The organism is Actinospineispora acaciae DSM 45401, from assembly GCF_000620785.1.
Classification (GTDB): domain Bacteria; phylum Actinomycetota; class Actinomycetes; order Mycobacteriales; family Pseudonocardiaceae; genus Pseudonocardia; species Pseudonocardia acaciae.
The window spans coordinates 532,316-551,972 of record NZ_JIAI01000004.1 but is presented as its reverse complement, the minus strand read 5'-3'; the positions used below and the strand labels follow the sequence as shown (position 1 = coordinate 551,972).

Genomic DNA, 19,657 nt, shown 5'->3' with positions numbered 1-19,657 from the left:
GGGGTGGACGTGGACAAGGCGGCCGGCGCGGTCGCCGACCTGCTACTGGCGCTCGGCGTGGACGAGGGCGAGCACACCGCGAACACCCCGATGCGGGTGGCGACGGCATGGCGGGCCGCGCTCGCCGGCTACGGAGTGGACCCGGCCCGGCACCTGGCGCGCACCTTCACCGCTCCACCCGAGGCGGGGCTGGTGATCCTCGCCGGTATCCGGGTGCGGTCGACCTGCGCGCATCACCTGCTGCCGATCACCGGCACCGCCACAGTCGCCTACCGGCCCGGCCCGGGACGGCCGATCGTGGGGCTGTCCAAGCTCGCCCGGGTCCTCGGGGACTTCGCCGCGCGGCTGCAAGTGCAGGAACGCCTCGGCTACCAGGTCGCGCACACCATCCAGGACACCCTGGACCCGGTGGGGGCCGCATGCGTGATCACCGCCGCGCACGGCTGCATCTCCCTGCGCGGGGTGTGCCAACCCGACACCACGACCACCACCACCGCGCTGGCCGGTTGCTGGTGCATGGGCGACCCCGACGTGGCGTCGGTGATGGCCGAGCACCGCCACCACCTCGCGGGCCGAGGCGAGGCCGGTGGGTAAGCGAGGCCCAGCCCCGCGCCCCACCGCGCTCAAGCTGCTGCACGGAGAGCGGCACCTGGACCGGATCAACCCCGACGAACCCCAACCGCGCCCAGCCGACCTGACCCCGCCCGAGGACGCCGCCCCGGCCGTGCTGGCGGTGTGGCGGCGGGTAGTCGCCGAGCTGGAGGCGATGAATCTGGCGTTCCCGGCCGACGCGGACTGCCTACGCGGCTACTGCGAGGCCGTGGTCAGCCACCGCCGCGCCTGCGAGGTCCTGGCCCGCTCCGGGGTGCTGGTCAAGGGACTGCACGGCAACCTGGTGCGCAACCCTGCCCTCCAGATCCAGCGCGACGCCGCGCTCACCATGCTGCGCTTCGCCCAGGAGTTCGGGCTCACCCCCAGCGCGCGCAGCTCGATCCGGGCCGCCGAAGCAACGGGCGCCGGCGATGACAACCCGTTCGCCGGGTCCGGATAGCTCGCCGAGCGCCGACGAGCTGGACCGGCTCCAGCTCTCCCCGGAGGTCGCCTGGTACCTCCTCGACCGCGACATCGGCCTGCCCGACTGCCCACCAGCGATCAAGACCCCCGAGCCGCGCAACGAGCCGGGCGCCCGGTTCGACGCCCAGCGGGTGGATCACGTGCTCAAGGCGTTTCGGCTGCTGCGCCACACACAGGGCGAATGGGCAGGCCGGCCGCTGATCCCGGACCCGTGGCAGGTCGGCTACGTGCTGGCCCCGGTGTTCGGGTGGGTGCATTTCGACGACGACGCCGCCGGCTACGTGCGGATCATCACCAGCCTCTACGTCGACGTGCCGCGCAAGAACGGCAAGTCCACGCTGGCCGGTGGGATCGCGCTGTACCTGTGCTGCGCCGACCACGAGCCGGGCGCCCAGGTGGTCACCGCCGCCACCTCGGAGGGGCAGGCCGGTTTCGTGTTCGGCCCGATCAAGAAGCTCGCCGAGGACTCCCCGGCGCTGCAACCGCACGTCAAGACCGTGCTCAAGCGGGTCATTCACCCCCGGTCCGGCAGCTACATCGGGGTGATCTCCTCGGCGGCCGACGCCCAGCACGGCGCCAACCTGCACAGCGCGATCGTCGACGAGCTGCACGTGCACAAGACCCCGGACCTGGTCGAGACCCTGGAGTCGGGCACCGGGTCACGCCGGCAACCGCTGGTGCTGATCATCACCACCGCCGACTCCGGGCGGCGGCACACCATCTACGACCGCAAGCGCACCCGCATCGAGCAACTTGCGCGGGGCGCGCTGACCGACCCCACCACCTACGGGGTGGTCTGGTGCGCCGACCGCGACGACGACCCGTTCGACGAGGCCACCCAGCGCAAGGCCAACCCCGGGTTCGGGATCTCGCCGACCCGGCGCTACCTGCGCAAGGCCGCGCGGGAGGCACAGCAGTCCCCGGCCGACCTGGCGGCCTACCTGCGGCTGCACCTCGGAATACGCACCAAACAGGAGACCAAGTACCTCGACCTCGCCGCGTGGGACCGCAGTGCCAGCATGGTGATGCCCGAACGACTCGCCGGCCGCCCCGCGTACGGCGGGCTGGACCTGGCCTCCACGAGTGATCTGCTGGCGCTGTGCTGGGCGTTCCCCGACGACGAGCGCGGCGGCATGGACCTGCTCTGGCGCACCTGGACACCCGAGGCCAACGTCGAGGCGCTGGACCGGCGCACCGCCGGAGCGGCGTCGGTGTGGGTGCGGCAGGGCTGGTTGACGACCACGCCGGGCAACGTGGCCGACTACGACTTCATCCGCGAGCAGATCAACCGCGACCGCGAGACGTTCCAGGTCACGGAGATCGCGTTCGACCCGTGGAACGCCACCCCGCTGGTCAATGACCTGACCAACGACGGCGCGGAGATGGTGTCCATGCGCCAAGGCTTCGCGTCGATGTCCGGGCCGACGAAGGAGTTCCAACGCCTGGTGCTGGAAGGCACCGCCGAGCGGCCGATGCTGCGCCACGGCGGCAACCCGCTGGCGCGGTGGAACGTGGACAACTTCGCCGTCGCGCTCGACCCAGCCGGCAACGTCAAACCGGACAAGCGCAACGCCGCCGACAAGATCGACGCCGTGGTCGCGGCGATCATGGCGGTGGATCGGGTCACGCACCGCCAACCGCCGCGCCGCTCGGCGTACGAGGACAAAGGACTGGAGGTGGTGTGAGTGCTCACCCTCGACACCACCGTCCCGGTCGCCGTCCTGCTCATGGCCTTGGTGGCGGTGGCCGCCGTGGTGTGGCTGGGTGTGCAGCAGGTGGCCGCCGCCCGCTGCGCGGTACGTGAGCGAGTGGTGGTCAACCTGCACAGCGGGCAGGCCATCACAGGGGTGCTGTGGAGCCGACGCGGGCGGCTGCTGGTGCTGCGCGACGCCCGGATGCTCGAACCCGGACACACCACGCCGACCGCGATGGACGGCGAGGCCATCGTGGACCGCGACCAGGTGCTCCTCGTACAACGGCTGGAGACCTGAGGCGGTGGCCTTCGTCGTCTCCGAAGGCCGGCTCGCGGCCACCGACCGCCCGGTCGCCCGAGCCCCGTACGCGCTGACGCTGCCCGATGGCAGCGCTCAGGACTACGCGCAGATATGGCGCACCCAGCCCCAGGTCCGCACCGTGGTGTCGTTCCTGGCGCGCAACATCGCCCAACTGGGCATCCACCACTACCGGAGGGTCTCCGACACCGACCGGGAACGACTGACCGACAGCCCCGTAGCGCGCCTGCTCGCCCGACCGACGCCGCTCCACACCCGCTACCGCACGTTCGACACCCTGATCAACGACCTGGGCATCTACGACGTGGCCTACTGGGCGAAGGTCCGCTCCCGCGACGACGCCCCCGGCGCGCTGGTACGGCTGGACCCCCGACGAGTCACCCCGGAAGGCAACAACCCGTTCATGCCCTCCGGCTACACCGTGCGTGGTTCCAAGGGAAAGCTCACGCTGCCCAGAGATCAGGTGGTGTGCTTCCACGGCTACAACCCCACCGACCCGCGCACCGGCTGCTCACCGATCGAGACCCTGCGCCGGATCCTGTGGGAGGAGTGGCAGGCCAACGCCTACCGCGAACAACTCTGGCGCAACGGCGCCCGCATGTCCGGCTACCTGTCCCGCCCCGCCGAAGCGCCCCGATGGAGCGACGCCGCCCGCGCCCGGTTCCGCGCGGAGTGGCAGGCCCAATACTCCGGCGCCGGTCCGAACGTCGGCGGCACCCCCATCCTCGACGACGGCATGACCTGGACCTCCGCCGCCGTCACCCCCGAACAGGCGCAGTACCTCGAAGCCCGCAAGCTCACCCGCGAAGAAGTCGCCGCGTCGTTCCACGTGCCGCTACCGATGGTGGGCATCCTGGAGCACGCCACGTTCTCCAACATCAAGGAACAGCACAAACAGCTCTACCAGGACTGCCTCGGGCCGTGGCTGGTGATGATCCAAGAAGACCTGGACCTTCAGCTGACCCCCGACTTCCCGGACACAGCGGGCACCTACCTGGAGTTCAACCTGGCCGCGAAGCTCGCCGGCTCGTTCGAGGAACAGGCCGCGCAGCTCTCCGCGTCAGTCGGCGCCCCGTGGATGACCCGCAACGAGGCGAGAGCCCGCCAGAACCTTCCCCAGGTCGACGGCGGTGACGAGCTCGTGACCCCGCTCAACGTCCTGACCGGCGGACAGGCGTCACCGGTCGACTCCGCGCCACCGCCCAAGCGGCGCGGGCCGCGGTTCAAAGCCGCGCCGCTGCCCGAGCACGTCACCCGCGCGGAGAAGATGCTGGCCGCGTTCTTCGAACGCCAAGGCAAGGCCGTGGTGTCCGCGCTTGGCGCGGCCGTCACCGACGCCAACGCCGCCCACCGCGCCGGCCGCCGTAAGGCCGACCCGGCGCTGAGCGAGGTGTTCGACGACCAGCGGTGGGACGGGGAGCTGTCGGCCGACCTGTACGCGGTCAACCTCCAGATCGCGCACTCCACCGCGCAGGCCACCGTCGACCAGCTCGACCTCGACGAAGACGACTACGACCAGGACCGCGCGAGCGGGTGGCTGGCGGCCAACGCCGAACGCACAGCCGGCGCGGTCAACGGCGCTACCAAACGCCGGCTGATCGACCTGCTCGCCGACGACGACCCGGTCAAGGCCATCACCGAGTTGTTCCTGACCTACGCCACCGCCCGCGCCGCGCAGCTCGCTCGCTCGCACGCCACCGGCATCGCCGGGTTCGCCACCAGCGAGGTCGCCCGCCAGTCCGGCCGCCAAGCCACCAAGACGTGGCGGGTGCGCTCAACCAACCCGCGACCCAGCCACGCCCGGATGAACGGCGAGACCGTGCCATTGGACGAACGGTTCTCCAACGGTGGCATGTGGCCCGGGGACTCCAACCTAGACGAGGACGAGCGCGCCGGCTGTACCTGCGACATCGACATCGAGTTCGCCGACTAGAGCCGCCACTCTCGTGGCGTGCGGGCTGCACCAACACACGCCAGGCCCACGACGCGAAGCTGCGCATCCAGAAGGCCGTGAGCTGCGGCATTGCAGACGCACCCTGCGATGATCTGGCAGGACGTGCGCCGTCCAGTGCCACAAAATGACATGACACGCGTCCGTGTGTGTTACGAAACGACACAGCCGGATGTAGTCTGCGTGTATTGCGATGCACCACAAAACGCACTACACACAGAAGCAGCATCGCACCTGGTAAAACCGGCAAGCCCGCCGAAGGTCTGTAAGACCCCCGGCGGGCCGCCACGGACTAGCTGCGCCCCGCCCGGCAAGACGAAGACGCAACTGTCCGAACAGCGAGCACGAGGCCCGTGGCAACGGTTGTCACGGGCCTCAGTGCGTCAAGCACCTGCCACGTGACCAGGCACGTCAGCGACGCATCGCAGGCCCTGACAACCACCGGCCACTTGCCACCTGGTTCGGACGGTTGATCCGGCACCTCGGTCTCCTCTCCTCAGATGCTCCGGGCGCCCGAAGACATGTGTCAGAGCACACCTGAAGAAAGAAGTCGTGCATCGAGCAACGCGGACGAAGCCGAACGCGCTCGACTGAGTGAGCGTATCGGCGAAATCTGATTCGGCCTGGCTTAGACACGCCGCATCGTGTCCGGTCCATCTCATCCTGCCGATCATCAGCAGGCACGGCGTCCTAGTGGCAACACCTATCCGCGTACCCCTGGGCTCACCCCTTGTCCTGCCAGCCATTCACCGCCCGCGCCCCCTGCACGGGCTGAGGAGAGGCACGCACCCATGCGCGTGAAGACCTGCCCACTGTCGGTCAAGGCCGCCGGCACCCAGGACGGCACCGACGACGGCGTGTTCGACGCCCTCGTCGCCACCTACGACCTGGACAGCTACGGCGACCGGATCGTGCCGGGCGCGTTCGCCGACACCCTCGCCGAGTGGAAGTCCCGCGGAGACCCGATCCCAGTGATCTGGTCGCACATGTCGTTCGACCCCGACGCGCATATCGGGGTGGTGGAGCAGGCCGAGGAACGCGACGAGGGCCTGTGGGTGCGCGGGCGACTCGACATCGACCAGCCGACAGCGGCGCAGGTGTACCGGCTGCTCAAGGGCCGGCGGGTGACGCAGTTCTCCTTCGCCTACGACGTGGACGAGGGCGGGTTCATCGAGGCGAAGGACCAGGCTCCGTACTACGAGCTGCGCAAGCTCAAGCTCTACGAGGTCGGCCCTACCCTGGTCGGGGTCAACCAGGACACCGAGCTGCTGAGCGTGAAATCCGCGAGCGGCCACGACGTGCGCTTGGAGCTGCGCGGGGCCTCCCGCGCGGAGTCCGACGCCGTGCGCCTGGCCGTCGAAGCCGCTCTCGGGCGCAAGGCCGGCCGGGTGCTCTCGGCCAAGAACGAGCAAGCCCTGCGCGGAGCGCTGGACAAGATCACCGGCGGAGTCGCCGACGTGCAGGGCGTCTTGGCCGTTCTCGACACCGACACCGACGACCAAGGCGACGCGAAGCACGACCGCCGCCTTCCTGAACGCGCCCCCGACTCCGGTCGGGAGCCGCCCGAACCGTCACCTGCCAGCAGCAACGACGAGCACGAGGCCAAGCCAGCACCGCCCGCCCCGGTCGAGGAGCCCCGCACGGCCAAGACCGGGCAGCCAGCGCCGCCCGCCCCCGCCTCCCTTCGTCTGCGCGCCGACCTGACCGCTTTCGCGGCCGAGGTCGATTCGCTCACGAATGAGGAGAACCCACCGTGGACCGCATCACGCGGCTCATAGACGAGCTGAAAGCGCACCTCAAGGGCGCCCAGGACATCGCCGCGAAGGCCGAGGCCGAGAGCCGGGACTTCACCGAGGAGGAACGCGCCCAGGTCACCGCCCTGATGGGCAAGGCACGCGACAGCAAGACCGCGCTCGAGCAGGCCAAGGCCGACCAGCAGATGCGCCGCGCCATCCAGGAGATGGGCGAGGGCATCGGCGTGGTCGACCCCGAGGAGAAGACCACCCGACGCACCCCCTCCGGGCTGATCGACCCCAGCGCAGGCGCCAAGTCGCTGGGCGAGCAATTCGTCGACAGCGACGCCTACTCGGGCCTGCTGGCCTCGGCGCCGAACGGGCAGTTCGGCGAGAAGATGCGGGTCCAGTCCGCCCCGGTCGGGTTCAAGAGCCTCACCCGGCCAGCGCCGAGGCAGAAGGCGTTGGTCACCGGCACCGCCGACGACAGTGCGGGCGCCCTGATCGAGTCGGACCGGCTTGGGCTCCAGGTCGGCCTGGACGCGTTGACTCGCCCGCTGACCCTGCGCGACGTGGTGACCAACGGGCAGACCACCTCGGACACTATCGAGTACCCGAAGCTGCTCTCGATCACCAACAACGCCGCCCCGGTTCCGGAGGCCACCGCCACCACCGGCACCTCGGGCACCAAGCCAGAGTCCGGGTTCGCCACTACCCGCGCCACGGCCGTGGTGCGGACCATCGCGCACTGGATCCCTGCGACCAAGCGCGCGCTGAGCGACGCCGCGCAGATCAAGACGCTCATCGACGCCTTCCTGTTCTACGGGCTCGACGAGGAGCTGGAAGACCAAATGGTGAGCGGGGACGGGACCGGGGAGAACTTCACCGGCATCCTCAACACCTCGGGCACCCAGTCCCAGGCGGCGGTCGCCGACCCGGCCGGCAAGCCGCCGGGCTTCGGCAAGCTGCTGGCGCTGCGCCGCGCGAAGACCAAGGTCCGCCTCGCCGGTCGCGCGGTCGCCAACGCCTACGTCCTCAACCCGCTCGATGCCGAGACCCTGGACGAGATCTCCGACAACGACGGCCGGTTCTACTTCGGCGGCCCGGCCGGCAGCAACGTCACCGGCACCCTATGGGGCCTGCCGGTGATCCTGTGCGAGGGCATCCCGCAAGGAACCGGCGTGATCGGTGACTGGCGCAAGGCCATCCTGTGGGACCGCGAACAGGCCAGCATCACCGTCACCGACTCGCACGCGGACTTCTTCGTGCGCAACCTCATCGCGATCCTGGCGGAGATGAGGGCGGCGTTCGGGATCCTGCAGCCCAACGCGTTCGTCGAGGTCAACCTCGGCGCCGCCGCCTGATGTTTCGGGGTGGAGGTGGGTGGCCCCGCTGCCCGATGTGCGGCGAGCCGCATGCCGGCTGCGGCGGCCCCACCTCCACCACACCCGTTGATGAGCGCGTACGCGAGGAGACCCCCATGGGCGAGCTACGCCGATACAAGGTCCGAGTCAACGGCCACGACACCGTGCTCAACCTGACCGAACAGGACGTCGAGCTGTACCCCGACGCCACCCCAGTCGAGCCCACCAGGGCGGCTGCCGGAGCCCGCTCGCGGACCACCGCGAACAAGGCCCGAGACACCGCGAACAAGTAGGCCAGTGCAGCCGCTGGCCGATGTGGTCACCCTGCGGCGCCTCACCGGAGCGGCGTGGGACGACGAGCTGGCCGCCCGCGCCGCGCTCGACGCCGCGTCGGGCGTGGTGCGCGACTACTGCGGCTGGGCCATCACCGCGCAGACCGACGTGGAATCCGTCGTCGACAGCGACGGGGCGCGGGTGGTGGTGCTGCCCAGCCTGCACGTCACCGCCGTGCGTGCCGTCACCGACGCCGTCACGGGCGCCCCCATCACCGGCTACCGCTGGTCAACCAACGGCACCCTCGTCCGCACCGACGGCCGGTGGCCGGCTGGTCCGCGTGCGGTGCGCGTGCGCTACGACAGCGGCTACGCCGAGCCACCGGCCGCGCTGGGTCCGGTGGTGTGCTCGATGGCCAGCAGATTCGCCACACCCACCGGGGTCGCCTCGGTCACCGTGGGCGCCCAGACCGTCACATACACCGGTGACGGGCTCTCCCGTCTGGAGGAAGTCGTGCTCAACCGCTACCGCATCGTGGACCCCGCCTGATGGCCACCCGCAGGTTCGAGCTGCACCGCGACACCGACCACACCGGGGTCTCAGGGACCGGGGTCGTCGCCGAGGGCGCCCAGTTCGGAGATGGCACGGTGGTTCTGCGCTGGCTCGGCCGCTACACCTCGACCGTCGTGTGGGCCAGCCTGGACGACGCCATGGCAGTCCACGGCCACGACGGCGCGACCTACGTCGTGTGGAGCTGATGTTCCACCAGTCCGTCGTCGTACTGCGCGCCCCGCTGGTGACCGACAAGTACCGCAACCGGACACCGGACTGGGCGCGCGCCACCCGCACCCCGATCGCCGGGGTCAGCGTCCAACCCGCCGGGCGGGCCGAGGTGCACGAGCCGGGGCAACGCGACCGCGTGGCCTCAGGCTGGACCCTCCAGACCCCGCCCCGGGTGGACCTGGACCTGCTACCCACCGACCGGGTCGAACTCGACAACGGTCAGGTGTGCGAAGTCGTCGGGGAGGTGGCGCGACACCCCGACCCGTTCGGGCGCGGGGTACACCACATAGAGGTCCACCTCGAACGCGTCACCGGCTGACCAGGGGAAGGGAGCCCGACTGTGACAACCCGGATCACGCTGCACTTCCAGGGAATCGGCGACGCGATGCGCTCGGCGGGTGTGCGGGGCGCGCTGACCGGGCAGGCCGAGAAGATCGCCGCCCGCGCCCGATCGATCAACAACGCCGAACACATCGACGCCACGGTCGGTGTCGAGTCCGGCACCCGCCCCAAGGGACGGCCCTACGGGCGCGTCACCTCCACCGCCGTGGACGCCGAGTTCGGCAACTCCAAGACCGCCCGGCGCCGCGTGCTGGGCAGGGCCGCAGAGCAAGGGAGCTGACTCCGATGCCCGCAGCAGCCAACACCCCCAGAACCAGCAGCAAAGACAGCGCCGCCGACACAGCCAACGCCCAGGACACGGTCAAGGTCGTCGTGGCGTTCCACCGCGATCCCCGCCAGATCGGCAAAACGGTCGAAGCCAGCGCGGAGGAAGCCAGGACGCTGATCGCCGAGGGCCGCGCACGGCTGGCCGCCGACACCGGGCACCCAGGGTTGCGCGGACCGGCCGGTCCGACCGAGCCACCGCCCGCGCCAAACGTTGTCCCGCCCCGCGCCGACCCGGCGCCGTGACGGTTCCGGCCCGGGTGATGCCCGACGCCGAGGAGATCGTGGTCGCCTACCTCGACGACGCGCTACCCGGCACAAACGTGGTCACGGAGCTGCGGGTGGGGTTCGAGGACAAGCTGCCCGTGGTGCGGGTCTGCCGCGTCGGCGGGGCGGTGTCCAAGCCGCTGATCCTCGACGCCCCGCTGGTCGACGTGGACGCCTACCACCGCACCCGAGCGCAGGCCAGCCAACTCGCCCGCGAGATCGCCGCGGCGATGTCGGCGGCCAGAGGGGTCGCGCTGGCCGGGGGGCTGGTTACCAGCGTGACCGAGCAGGTCGGGCCGTCGTGGCGGCCGGACTACAACCCGCGCGTGCACCACTTCGGATGCCAGTTCGTCCTGACCATCCGACCGGCCACCTGACCCCGAGCCCGCCGCGCCACCCGTCGCTGCGGCGGGTCCCGTTCCGCCCGCGCCACAGGAGAAGAACCCATGGCTCTCAACGCCACCCTCGCCCGCCTCGGGGTTACCGGCATGGTGATGACCGCTCCGACCGGTACCACCACGCCGACCGACCTCGCGTCCTGGCCGACCGGCTGGGCCGACTGCGGCTACATCAGCGATGACGGCCTGGAGGAGGAGCCCGACGAGGACACCGAGGAGTTCACCCCGTGGCAGTCCTCGACCCCGATCCGGGTGGAGGTCACCAAGAGCACCAAGACGTTCAAGTTCACCTGCTGGGAGTCGAACTGGACCACGGTGTCGCTGTACTACCGGGTTGAGCCCGAGGACGTGACCGTGACCGGCACCGCGCCGAACCAGATCGTGTCGTTCAACGAGGAAGGCAAGCCGCGCCGCCAGCTCCGCGCGTTCGGGTTCGACGTGATCGACGGCAACTACCACCGCCGCGCGATCTGCCCGCTCGCCGAGGTCACCGAGCGCGGCAGCGTGGTCTACAAGAGCGACGAGCTGGTCGCCTACGAGATGACCGTGACCGCCTACCCCGGCGCGGATGGCGTGTCGATCAAGCGGCTGTTCAAGGAGGGCTGGACCCCGCCAGCCCCGTAACCCCACCGACCGGGGACCGGCGTGCGCGCTTCTTCGGGTGAGCCGCACGCCGGTCCCCACCCTCACCTCAGATGGCGCTCTCGATCCCCTCGGACCCGCAGTAAGGGGCCTCACTCACACGGTGTCGGCTTCGTCGGTCTAGCCGGATGGGAGCCCTAGAGAAGCCGGCCTATATAAAGTGGGCTTCTCGTACCGGTCGCCAATATTTCCCGTAAAGGAACAAAAGTCCCAAGGCTAGGAAGAGTAGGCCAACCGAAATGAACATTCCCACAAATCCAGCCTTGAAGCTGTCATTACTGTTATCCCGCTCTACGGCAAAAATGATTGGACCAAGGAAAACAGTTGGTATGACAACCCAGAAGTAAAGGTAGGCGCGGACGACCTCGGCGAAGCGGAGCCGCGACTTGCCGAAGATCTCATACGTGGTCTTCACGCCGTCGGACTTGATCTGTCGCACGTAGTAGCGACCGAGCGGCACGATCGGCAGGACGACGCAAAACCATGAGGTCGCAAAGTACCGACCGTTGACGTCCGGCCGGGAGTTGCGCAGGAACATGGTCCCGAACCCACCGTCCAGACTCAGGAACGGTAGCTGATCCGACCGCAAGGGCCACACGGCATCGGACATGGCCCAATCGTATCGGTACGACCGTGGTCATGACATGCCTTTCGAGGAATTCCAGTTCACACGAGCCTCCGTCTGCTTCTCGAACCGACCCGGAAGGCGCACTATGTCTGAGGAGTATGACCTTGACGCGATCGTTGCCCAGCGCCGCGAGGCGGTCGGCGGGGACGACATCGTGTTCACGTGGAAGGGCGAGAAGTTCTCCTTCCCGCACCCGCTGCTCGCTGATGACGAGTGGAAGCAGCGCATCGCCGAGGCCGACCCGGACGACGTGTCCCAGGTGGAGGCGATGCTCGGGGAGCAGTACGAGCGCTTCCACGAGCTGGGCGGCCAGGCCGGCTACGTGATGTTGATCGTGCAGCAGGTGTCGCAGAAGTTGCGCGATGAGATGAGCGACGGGCGCCCTACACGGCGGCCGACCTCCTCGGGCCGGCGCCAGAGGCGATAGAGGCCGACCTTCAGGCCGTCTACGGCTTCGACGTGGTGGCCGCCTACTGGCGCGGCGAGATCACCCTGCGCAAGCTGCGCGTCCTCGTCCAAGGGCTACCCCCTGGCGGCGCCGCCTTCCGCGCGGTGCGCGGCCACGGCTGGACCGAAGCCCACTACCTGGCCGCCGAGCTGATCGATGCGGTCAACGCCGGCACCACGGCCACCTACCGGGCCGCGGCGGGCGGCAAACGAGTCCGCTCGGCCCGCCCCTACCCGCGCCCCGGCGGAGAACACGCCACGCGGCTCGGTGATCGCGGCGAGCGCTCGTCGGAGGAGGTCGTGGCCTACCTGGACAGCCTGAAATCCGCCTGACACCCGTGGTGAGGAGACCGTGATGGCCGGATCGGGTGTCACCGTCGGCGCGGTCTGGCTCGACGTGCTCCCGGCGATGAAGAACTTCGGTTCCGAGCTCGTGGGCCAGGTGTCGCGGACCACCGGCGCGGCGGGCAAGAAGGCCGGCGAAGACCTCGGCGAGGGCACCCGGACCGGGTTCAGCGGCAAGGTCGCCGCCGTCGCGGCCGTGGGCGCATCGCTGGGCTTGGCGATCGGCTCGGCGATCGGCCAGGCCATGGACATCTCCTCCGGGCAGGCCAAGCTCACCGCCCAGCTCGGGTTGACCGGGCAGGAATCCGAACGCTACGGCCGCATCGCGGGCGAGTTGTACTCCAACGCCTACGGCACCTCGCTGGACCAGGTCAACGAGGCCGTCGCCGCCGTGCACAACAACATCGGCAAGAACCTCAACGACGCCGACCTGAGCCAGATCACCGGCACTGTGCTCAACCTCGCCGCCACCTTCGGCGTTGACCTGGCCGGGGCGACCGCCGCCGTGGGCCAGATGATGCGCACCGGGCTGGCACCCGACGCCCGTAGCGCGCTGGACGTGATCACCGCCGGGTTCCAGGCCGGGGTGGACAAGTCCGGCGACTTCCTCGACACCCTCAACGAGTACGGCACCCAGTTCCGCAAGCTCGGGCTCGACGGGGCCACCGCGACCGGTCTGCTCTCCCAAGGGCTCCAGGCCGGGGCGCGCGACGCCGATGTGGTGGCCGACGCGATCAAGGAGTTCTCCATCCGAGCAGTCGACGGGTCGAAGCTGACCGTCGAGGGGTTCCAGGCCATCGGACTGAACGCCACCTCGATGGCCCAGCAGATCGCCAAGGGCGGCCCGGAGGCCTCCGCCGCGCTCGGGCTGGTGCTCGACCGGCTGCGCGCGATGCCCGACCCGGTCGCGCGCAGCCAGGCCGCCGTCGCGCTGTTCGGCACCCAGGCCGAAGACCTCGGCGCCGCGCTGTTCACGCTCGACCCCCGCACGGCCGTCGCCGCCCTCGGGCAGGTCGGGGGCGCGGCCGAACGGATGAACACCGTCCTCGGCGAGACCGCCCAGGCGCGGCTGACCTCCTTCGTTCGTACCCTCCAAGTCGGGCTGGTCGACTTCATCGGCGGCGCAGTGCTCCCGACGCTGGACCGCCTGACCGCCGCCGGGGCCGGCCTGTTCGGCGCGGCGTGGGAGCCGGTCAAGACCTTCCTGGGCTGGCTGGCCGGCAGCGGAGCGGTCGCGGTCGGGGTGATCTTGGCGATCGTCGGGGCCATGAAGCTGTGGGAGCTGGGCGCCCTAGCGGTCAGCGGCGTCACCAAGGTGTGGGCTGCCGCCCAGTGGTTGCTCAACTCCGCGCTGCTGGCCTCCCCGATCACCTGGATCGTGATCGGGATCGCGGCGCTGGTGGTCGGGATCATCTACGCCTGGAACCACTTCGAGGGCTTCCGCGCCGTGGTCATCGCCTGCTGGGAGGGCATCGTGGCCGCCGCCCGCGTGGCCTGGTCCGTCCTGGGCGCGGTCTGGTCCGAGCTGGTCACCGGGGCGCAGGCGGTCGGTGCCGCCGCGATGTGGCTGTGGTCGACCGTGCTGTCCCCGGTGTTCAACTTCGTCGGCCTGGCCGCCCGGGTGCTCGCCGCGGTCGTGCTCACCCTCTTGATCACCCCGCTGGTGCTGGGCTTCCAACTCCTGTCAACCATCGTCACCTGGTGGTGGACGACCGTCGTGCGGCCGGCGTTCACCGGGATCGGCGCACTGGCGACCTGGCTATGGACCGTCGCGCTGCTGCCGATCTTCACCGCCATCGGAGCCGGGGTGCAGGCCCTCGGCGCCTTCTTCGTGTGGCTGTGGCAGACGATCATCGTGCCGGCGTGGAACGGCATCGTCCTGGCCGCGACCTTCGCCTGGACCACCTTCCTGATGCCCTTGTTCACCGCCATCGGCCTCGGCGTCCAAGCGCTCGGCCAGTTCTTCGTCTGGCTCTGGCAGACCATCGTCGTGCCAGCCTGGAACGGAATCGTGGCCGCCGCGACCCTGGCCTGGACCACCTTCCTCTCGCCGTTGTTCACCGCGATCGGCGTCGGTGTCCAGGCGGTCGGCCAGGTGTTCATGTGGCTGTGGCAGACCGTGATCGTCCCGGTGTGGAACGGGATCGTTTCCGCGGCTCAGGCAGCGTGGAACTCGGCGATCAAGCCGGTGTTCGACGCTATCGGTGCCGGGGTCCAGGCGGTCGGGCAGGCGTTCCAGAACACCGCCGACTGGATCGGCCGCGCCTGGCAGGCGATCAAGGAAGCGGCGCGCGAGCCGGTGCAGTGGGTCGTCAACGTCGTCTACAACAACGGCATCCGCGCGGTCTGGAACTCCATCGCCGGCCTGTTCGGGCTCGCCCAGCTCCCCGCCGTGACCATGGCCGGCGGTGGGGTACTGCCCGGCTACGCACCCGGCCACGACGTGGTCCCCGCGCTGCTCTCCCCCGGGGAGGGTGTGCTCACTCCCGAGGCGGTGCGGCTGATCGGTCCGGGCACCGTGCTCGCGCTCAACCGCGAAGCGTCCGGCCGCCGGCCCGGCGCCACCCCCGGCGGGATACCGGGCTACCAGGCCGGCGGCATCGTGGGCGGCATCGACGCTGTCAGCGGGTTCATCCGGTCCCTGATCAGCAACGGCGCCGAACAGGCGGTGAAGGAGCTGTTCGCCGGGGTCCTCGGCGACGCCAATGCCACCCCGGGCACCGGGTCCTGGCGCGACGCGCTGCTCCAGATCCCGCCCCGGGTGATCAACGCGGTCATCGAGAAGGCCAAGGCGTGGCTGGCCAGCCTGGCAGCCGCCTTCGGCGGGGCGTCCGGGGAGGTGGTCGCGGCCGTTGCCGCCGCTGCCGCCCCCTACGGCTGGCACACCGGGGGCCAGTGGAGCGCGCTCGGGCAGCTCGTCAGCCACGAGTCGGGCTGGAACCCCAACGCGCAGAACCCCACCTCGACCGCGTACGGGCTGTTCCAGTTCCTCGACAGCACATGGGCCGGCACTGGGGTCGGCAAGACCTCCGACCCGTACATGCAGGCCGTCGCCGGCATGCGCTACATCTCCGGCCGCTACGGCTCACCAGCCGGCGCCTGGGGGTTCTGGCAGGGCCACCACTGGTACGACCGCGGCGGGATGCTGCCGCCCGGCTGGTCGAGCGTGCACAACGACACCGGCCGCCCGGAACCGGTGCTGACCGAGACCCAGTGGCGGGCGCTGATGGCCCGCGGCGACAACGCCACCCTGGAACAGAAGATCAACGAGCTGATCGGCGCCGTGCAGGCCCAAGGCAGCGCGCCCTCGATCACCGTGCAGGACCGCTCCGGGAACCCCGTCGAGACCGCCCGCGCCACCCAGCTCGCCCTGCGCCTGGCCCACTAGACACGAACGGAGATCCCGGGTGCCCGCACATCCCAGCCGTGAACGCGCGATCGCCGACTCCCAGTTCGGCGGCGGCGCCACCTCATGGGCACCGGCCACCTGGTACCTCGGGCTGTCGGTCACCGCCCCCAACGAGGACGGCTCCAGCTTCACCCAACCCACCGCAGGCTCGTATGCGCGGGTGGCGGTGACCAACAACGCCACCAACTTCCCACCCGCGACCACCGTGGACGGGATCACCACCAAGACCAACGGCGCGAAGTTCACCTTCCCCAACCCGACCGGCACCTGGGGGCAGATCGGCTGGTACGGCTGGTTCAGCGCCGCGACCGGCGGCACCCCGGAGTACTCCGCCGCGCTGGACGCCCCGGTGACCGTGCGCAGCGGCAACACCCCGGTCGAGTTCGACGTCAACCAGCTCGTCATGGTCTTCGGGTGAGATGAGCGCGCCCACGCTGCGCCAGTCGGCCGGCAACGCGGTCGGCTCCGGCCAGTCCCGCACCTGCACGGCGACCTTCACCAACCCGACGATCGAGAAGAACCTGATCGTCTGCTGGGCCGTGGTCACCTCCGGCAGCGCCACCCTGACCGGCCCGGACGGCTTCGTACCGGTGCGCGAACGCGCGCAGGGCGAGCTGAAACTGGCGATGTGGTACCGCGAGGGCGCCCCGGCCACCTCCTCGGTGTCGGTGACCACCAGCGTCAACCGGTCGCTGCAAGTGCGCGCGCTGGAGTACTCCGGCGCCGCCCAGAGCGGCGCCCTGGACCGGGTGACCGTGGTGACCAGCGGGGACGACCGGCCGCGCACCGGGGACTCGGGCATCATCGCCCAAGCCGACGAGATCGTGGTCGCCGCGATCGCCAACCAGTTCGCCTCCACCATCCAATCCGGCTTCGTGGGCGGGCTGATCCGGCTCATCGAGTCGGTGTCCCCGCAGAGCTGGGGACTCTGGGACAGCGACCCCGACGAGCGCCGCTCCCGGCTGTCGATCCACCACGCCATCACCAACTCCGTCGGAAGCTTCTTCCTCTCGGCGTTGCTGTCCTCGATGCGCAACTGGATCGCCATCCTGGCCACCTTCCGGGGCGGCTCGTCCGGGCCGGCGCGGATGACCTCGCGGCTGGCCCCCACCATGTTGAAGGTCGGTGGCACCGGCTCGCTGACCGTGTTCGGCCCGCTGCGCGCCGGCCACACCACCCCCGAACCGATGATCGCCATGTCCTCGGCCCAAGCCCGGATCGGGCCGTACAACTACCAGTACCGCCTCGGCGGCTGGGACGGGCTGCTCATCGGCGACGACACCCCCTACCGGGTCGAGAACCACGACGGCCTCGAAGGCTGGGCGATGCGCACCAGCGACGACGACCTCCCACGCGGCGACGGCGCGCTACGCGGGGTAGACCTGCAATCGGCCCGCCAGCTCATGTTCGAACTCAAGGTCGGCGGCACCCAGGCCGAGGTCGAACAAGCCATGGACACCCTCTACCGGGCACTGGTGCCGCAACGCGACTCGGACTGGGAACTGATCTGGCGCCACCCCGGCCGGCCGCTGCGCATGCTGCGCTGCCGGCCGATCAGCCTGTCCCGTGAGCTGTCCTGGCGCGAAACCCTGGTCAACCACCAGAAGTTCGCGCTGCTCTCCTCCGACCCTCGCCACTACTCGGCAAGCCAACGCCGCGTGACCGTGCCCGCGTCCCCGGCGGCGACAAGACCGAGCGTCGTCTCCGTGCTCAACGAGGGCAACGGCTACGCCTACCCGACCATCCGCGTCACAGGGCCGAGCAGCGGGGAGCCGGTCACCCGCATCGAGTTGGCCAACACCACCCACGACGTGAGCTTCCTCGTCGCCGCCGTACTACCCAAAGGGTCGACCCTGCTTGGCGACATGCAAGCCCGCGCCACCGGAGCCCCCCGCTCCGTCGTCACCATCGACGGCCAATCCAAGTACGGTGCATGGGTCCACCCCCGCCAGACATTTGTCATCGGCCCAGGAGAGAACCTGCTCCACCTGCTCACCGAACCGCCCGGCGCCTCGATCACCGCCACCCTCGACTACCACGACACCTGGTCCGGATAGTTACGTGTCAATACGCCCAGCCCACTCATCTTCGTGTGATCCCGCTAACACCGCTTCGACCATTGACTTGAAAGGAGAGGGGATTGTTGCGATTATTCGAACCATCTCTCGAAATAGGCTGTCACATTGAGTCGCCACCGACGTGAAGTCGCGATCCCAGAAGGTCCCGTATCGCTCGCCGGCGACGCTCACAGCCTGAGCGACCATGCCGCCAGTGAGAACATGGTAAACGGGTTCAACTTTCAACGCCACCTCCACAAATCCTTCCCCGGACCCAACCTTCTCAACCGAGTCGTATATATGGAATGGGTCAGAGTGGCTCATGGAACTCCAGTCCGCATACATCGACTGGCTAATTTCACCTAGCATCTCTCGAATCATTCGCCCAACTGAAAGCTGTTGCGGCTTTCCGTTTACGATCAGCAGGGGCCTTCTTCGACCCCTCCGCGAGTACTCGATCGTGTAACCCGCCGCCACAATTGTGTCGACGGCATGGTCGGGACTACTAGTAATTCCGTTAATCGCTGACCATAACCATAGTTCCGCGGCGCGCAGCTCGCGCAATTCGGGCTCGCTTTTGTGATTGCATGCCCAACTGATAATGGATGCGGCCTCCAGTGCCGCACGGGCTGGCGGATAGATAGCTGGTTGGTCCACGGGAGTAAAGTCGTGACCGGTTCGTGGCGGCCAGTATGCCCGCGACAGCAAGTTCAGGTGTCCGCCGATCGTCATTCCGGCCATCAGTCCGGACATCTCGCCAATGATGAGAATGTCGCTCTTGGGCGACACTTCTTTAGCATCGTGGACGGTCCGTGCTACATCGGCGGCCAGATCACTCTGGCTTGACTGTGCCAACTCCCGCCATGCGGCCTCGATCTCAGAGTACGAATCTGCAAGTAGGGGCCATATGGAGTCGATGTCGTCGATCGAGTCGCCCGTGCTCACCGGTAGTTCCTCGTTGTCTAGTCAGTTGGTCAACGCTTGCCAGCTTGTTCAGATTAGCGCGACCCGGGAAGCTGTCAACAAGGTTTCCGCGAGGACTCTTATCGTCGTTTACCAAGAAGGATCACGACTGTGTCATCTGCCAAGGATCTCGCGGTTTGGCGCGCCTCGATTCACCTTGCGAAATTCTGGGGCGACTGGAATCTGACAGCCGAGCCCTACGACGTGCTCGACATCGAGGGCAACATGCTGATGTACGGCGGGGTGAGCCTGCTGTGGGAGTGCGCGCTCGGTAACACCACCGTGCCCTACCTCAGTCCCGCCAACGCCGCGATCGGGGTCGGGGACGGCACGGCGGCGGAGTCGGCCACCCAGAACGACCTGACCGGGGCGAACAAGCTGCGCAAGGGCATGGCCGCCTCCTTTCCCGCGCACACCGACGGGCTCACCGTCACCGCGAACGCGATCTCGTTCCGCTCCACCTTCGCCACCGGGGACGCGAACTGGGCGTGGCAGGAGGCCGGTGTGTTCAACACCGCCACCCTGGGCGCGGGCCGGATGCTCAACCGCAAGGTCGCCGCGATGGGCACCAAGACCGCCGCCAGCTCGTGGCAGATCACCTTCGACATCACCATCACCTGAGCCCCCAACCTCTGGGGGAGGGAT

General features: G+C 69.2%; 23 protein-coding genes. 21 read left to right on the top strand and 2 right to left on the bottom strand.

Going from position 1 to position 19,657, the window contains the following annotated elements; all coding sequences use genetic code 11:
- The first annotated feature begins 3 nt into the window (after positions 1 to 3).
- The 15 genes from folE to N912_RS53970 all read left to right on the top strand — a co-directional run bounded on the left by folE (position 4) and on the right by N912_RS53970 (position 11,145).
- Positions 4 to 594 carry a GTP cyclohydrolase I gene (folE, locus tag N912_RS0122760; RefSeq protein WP_028924204.1) on the top strand — a complete coding sequence of 197 codons (591 nt, stop codon included), beginning with the start codon at positions 4 to 6 and terminating at the stop codon, positions 592 to 594.
- Positions 587 to 1,051: a phage terminase small subunit P27 family gene (locus N912_RS65815; RefSeq protein ID WP_051580631.1), complete on the top strand. Its 465-nt coding sequence runs from the start codon at positions 587 to 589 to the stop codon at positions 1,049 to 1,051. The genes folE and N912_RS65815 overlap by 8 nt, the downstream gene beginning before the upstream one ends.
- Entirely contained in the window at positions 1,023 to 2,759 is a 1,737-nt protein-coding gene (locus N912_RS0122750; RefSeq protein WP_028924203.1) for a terminase large subunit, read from the top strand. Before N912_RS65815 ends, N912_RS0122750 begins: the two co-directional genes overlap by 29 nt.
- Complete coding sequence (locus tag N912_RS0122745; RefSeq protein ID WP_211261339.1) at positions 2,760 to 3,065, top strand: hypothetical protein; 306 nt, start codon at positions 2,760 to 2,762, stop codon at positions 3,063 to 3,065.
- Between the two features lie 4 nt (positions 3,066 to 3,069).
- The gene (locus N912_RS61580) at positions 3,070 to 5,019 is read left to right on the top strand and encodes a phage portal protein (RefSeq protein WP_028924201.1); all 1,950 of its coding nucleotides are present in this window, start codon (positions 3,070 to 3,072) and stop codon (positions 5,017 to 5,019) included.
- A gap of 809 nt (positions 5,020 to 5,828) precedes the next feature.
- Entirely contained in the window at positions 5,829 to 6,815 is a 987-nt protein-coding gene (locus N912_RS53985) for an HK97 family phage prohead protease (protein WP_051580630.1), read from the top strand.
- A complete protein-coding gene (locus tag N912_RS0122730) occupies positions 6,791 to 8,134 on the top strand; it encodes a phage major capsid protein (protein ID WP_051580629.1) in 1,344 nt (447 codons plus the stop codon). Before N912_RS53985 ends, N912_RS0122730 begins: the two co-directional genes overlap by 25 nt.
- 116 nt (positions 8,135 to 8,250) lie before the next feature.
- Positions 8,251 to 8,427: a hypothetical protein gene (locus N912_RS63650; protein WP_156993887.1), complete on the top strand. Its 177-nt coding sequence runs from the start codon at positions 8,251 to 8,253 to the stop codon at positions 8,425 to 8,427.
- A gap of 4 nt (positions 8,428 to 8,431) precedes the next feature.
- Positions 8,432 to 8,956, top strand: a complete 525-nt coding sequence (locus N912_RS60620) for a hypothetical protein (protein ID WP_028924199.1) — start codon at positions 8,432 to 8,434, stop codon at positions 8,954 to 8,956.
- Positions 8,956 to 9,165 carry a hypothetical protein gene (locus N912_RS0122715; protein WP_028924198.1) on the top strand — a complete coding sequence of 70 codons (210 nt, stop codon included), beginning with the start codon at positions 8,956 to 8,958 and terminating at the stop codon, positions 9,163 to 9,165. The genes N912_RS60620 and N912_RS0122715 overlap by 1 nt, the downstream gene beginning before the upstream one ends.
- Positions 9,165 to 9,509 (top strand): hypothetical protein, encoded by a 345-nt coding sequence (locus tag N912_RS0122710; RefSeq protein ID WP_156993885.1) that lies wholly within the window; start codon positions 9,165 to 9,167, stop codon positions 9,507 to 9,509. The genes N912_RS0122715 and N912_RS0122710 overlap by 1 nt, the downstream gene beginning before the upstream one ends.
- A gap of 21 nt (positions 9,510 to 9,530) precedes the next feature.
- Entirely contained in the window at positions 9,531 to 9,812 is a 282-nt protein-coding gene (locus N912_RS53975) for a hypothetical protein (protein WP_037065863.1), read from the top strand.
- Positions 9,813 to 9,817: 5 nt separating this feature from the next.
- On the top strand, positions 9,818 to 10,102 hold the full coding sequence (locus tag N912_RS63645; protein WP_156993883.1) for a hypothetical protein: 285 nt from the start codon (positions 9,818 to 9,820) through the stop codon (positions 10,100 to 10,102).
- Entirely contained in the window at positions 10,099 to 10,500 is a 402-nt protein-coding gene (locus N912_RS0122695) for a phage tail termination protein (protein ID WP_028924195.1), read from the top strand. Before N912_RS63645 ends, N912_RS0122695 begins: the two co-directional genes overlap by 4 nt.
- A gap of 69 nt (positions 10,501 to 10,569) precedes the next feature.
- The gene (locus N912_RS53970; protein WP_064745344.1) at positions 10,570 to 11,145 is read left to right on the top strand and encodes a phage tail tube protein; all 576 of its coding nucleotides are present in this window, start codon (positions 10,570 to 10,572) and stop codon (positions 11,143 to 11,145) included.
- 169 nt (positions 11,146 to 11,314) lie between these two features.
- Here the strand turns inward: N912_RS53970 and N912_RS60615 are convergent, their stop codons facing one another.
- Positions 11,315 to 11,773: a hypothetical protein gene (locus N912_RS60615; RefSeq protein WP_051580627.1), complete on the bottom strand. Its 459-nt coding sequence runs from the start codon at positions 11,771 to 11,773 to the stop codon at positions 11,315 to 11,317.
- A 103-nt stretch (positions 11,774 to 11,876) separates the two neighbouring features.
- Here N912_RS60615 and N912_RS0122680 point away from each other — a divergent pair, with 103 nt between their 5' ends.
- The 5 genes from N912_RS0122680 to N912_RS0122660 are packed head-to-tail and all read left to right on the top strand — an operon-like array spanning position 11,877 to position 18,049.
- Positions 11,877 to 12,218, top strand: a complete 342-nt coding sequence (locus N912_RS0122680) for a hypothetical protein (RefSeq protein WP_037065861.1) — start codon at positions 11,877 to 11,879, stop codon at positions 12,216 to 12,218.
- A 32-nt stretch (positions 12,219 to 12,250) separates the two neighbouring features.
- A complete protein-coding gene (locus N912_RS60610; RefSeq protein ID WP_051580626.1) occupies positions 12,251 to 12,571 on the top strand; it encodes a hypothetical protein in 321 nt (106 codons plus the stop codon).
- 22 nt (positions 12,572 to 12,593) lie between these two features.
- The gene (locus N912_RS53955; RefSeq protein ID WP_051580625.1) at positions 12,594 to 15,971 is read left to right on the top strand and encodes an aggregation-promoting factor C-terminal-like domain-containing protein; all 3,378 of its coding nucleotides are present in this window, start codon (positions 12,594 to 12,596) and stop codon (positions 15,969 to 15,971) included.
- Between the two features lie 19 nt (positions 15,972 to 15,990).
- Positions 15,991 to 16,410 (top strand): phage tail fiber protein, encoded by a 420-nt coding sequence (locus N912_RS0122665; protein WP_028924193.1) that lies wholly within the window; start codon positions 15,991 to 15,993, stop codon positions 16,408 to 16,410.
- A 1-nt stretch (position 16,411) separates the two neighbouring features.
- Positions 16,412 to 18,049: a phage tail family protein gene (locus N912_RS0122660; RefSeq protein WP_028924192.1), complete on the top strand. Its 1,638-nt coding sequence runs from the start codon at positions 16,412 to 16,414 to the stop codon at positions 18,047 to 18,049.
- On the opposite strand, the gene N912_RS63640 is transcribed toward N912_RS0122660, so the two are convergent.
- Complete coding sequence (locus tag N912_RS63640) at positions 18,050 to 18,994, bottom strand: hypothetical protein (protein ID WP_156993881.1); 945 nt, start codon at positions 18,992 to 18,994, stop codon at positions 18,050 to 18,052.
- Positions 18,995 to 19,216: 222 nt separating this feature from the next.
- Between N912_RS63640 and N912_RS0122655 the strand changes: the two genes are divergently transcribed.
- Positions 19,217 to 19,633, top strand: a complete 417-nt coding sequence (locus N912_RS0122655) for a hypothetical protein (protein WP_028924191.1) — start codon at positions 19,217 to 19,219, stop codon at positions 19,631 to 19,633.
- Positions 19,634 to 19,657 lie beyond the last annotated feature (24 nt).

Coding starts and splice junctions, on each gene's coding strand:
- N912_RS53970 (WP_064745344.1), top strand. CDS start 10,570: ATGGCTCTCAACGCCACCCTCGCCCGCCTCGGGGTTACCGGCATGGTG.
- N912_RS63645 (WP_156993883.1), top strand. CDS start 9,818: ATGCCCGCAGCAGCCAACACCCCCAGAACCAGCAGCAAAGACAGCGCC.
- N912_RS0122680 (WP_037065861.1), top strand. CDS start 11,877: ATGTCTGAGGAGTATGACCTTGACGCGATCGTTGCCCAGCGCCGCGAG.
- N912_RS0122750 (WP_028924203.1), top strand. CDS start 1,023: ATGACAACCCGTTCGCCGGGTCCGGATAGCTCGCCGAGCGCCGACGAG.
- N912_RS53985 (WP_051580630.1), top strand. CDS start 5,829: ATGCGCGTGAAGACCTGCCCACTGTCGGTCAAGGCCGCCGGCACCCAG.
- N912_RS63650 (WP_156993887.1), top strand. CDS start 8,251: ATGGGCGAGCTACGCCGATACAAGGTCCGAGTCAACGGCCACGACACC.
- N912_RS0122710 (WP_156993885.1), top strand. CDS start 9,165: ATGTTCCACCAGTCCGTCGTCGTACTGCGCGCCCCGCTGGTGACCGAC.
- N912_RS0122715 (WP_028924198.1), top strand. CDS start 8,956: ATGGCCACCCGCAGGTTCGAGCTGCACCGCGACACCGACCACACCGGG.
- N912_RS0122660 (WP_028924192.1), top strand. CDS start 16,412: ATGAGCGCGCCCACGCTGCGCCAGTCGGCCGGCAACGCGGTCGGCTCC.
- N912_RS60615 (WP_051580627.1), bottom strand. CDS start 11,773: ATGTCCGATGCCGTGTGGCCCTTGCGGTCGGATCAGCTACCGTTCCTG.
- N912_RS53955 (WP_051580625.1), top strand. CDS start 12,594: ATGGCCGGATCGGGTGTCACCGTCGGCGCGGTCTGGCTCGACGTGCTC.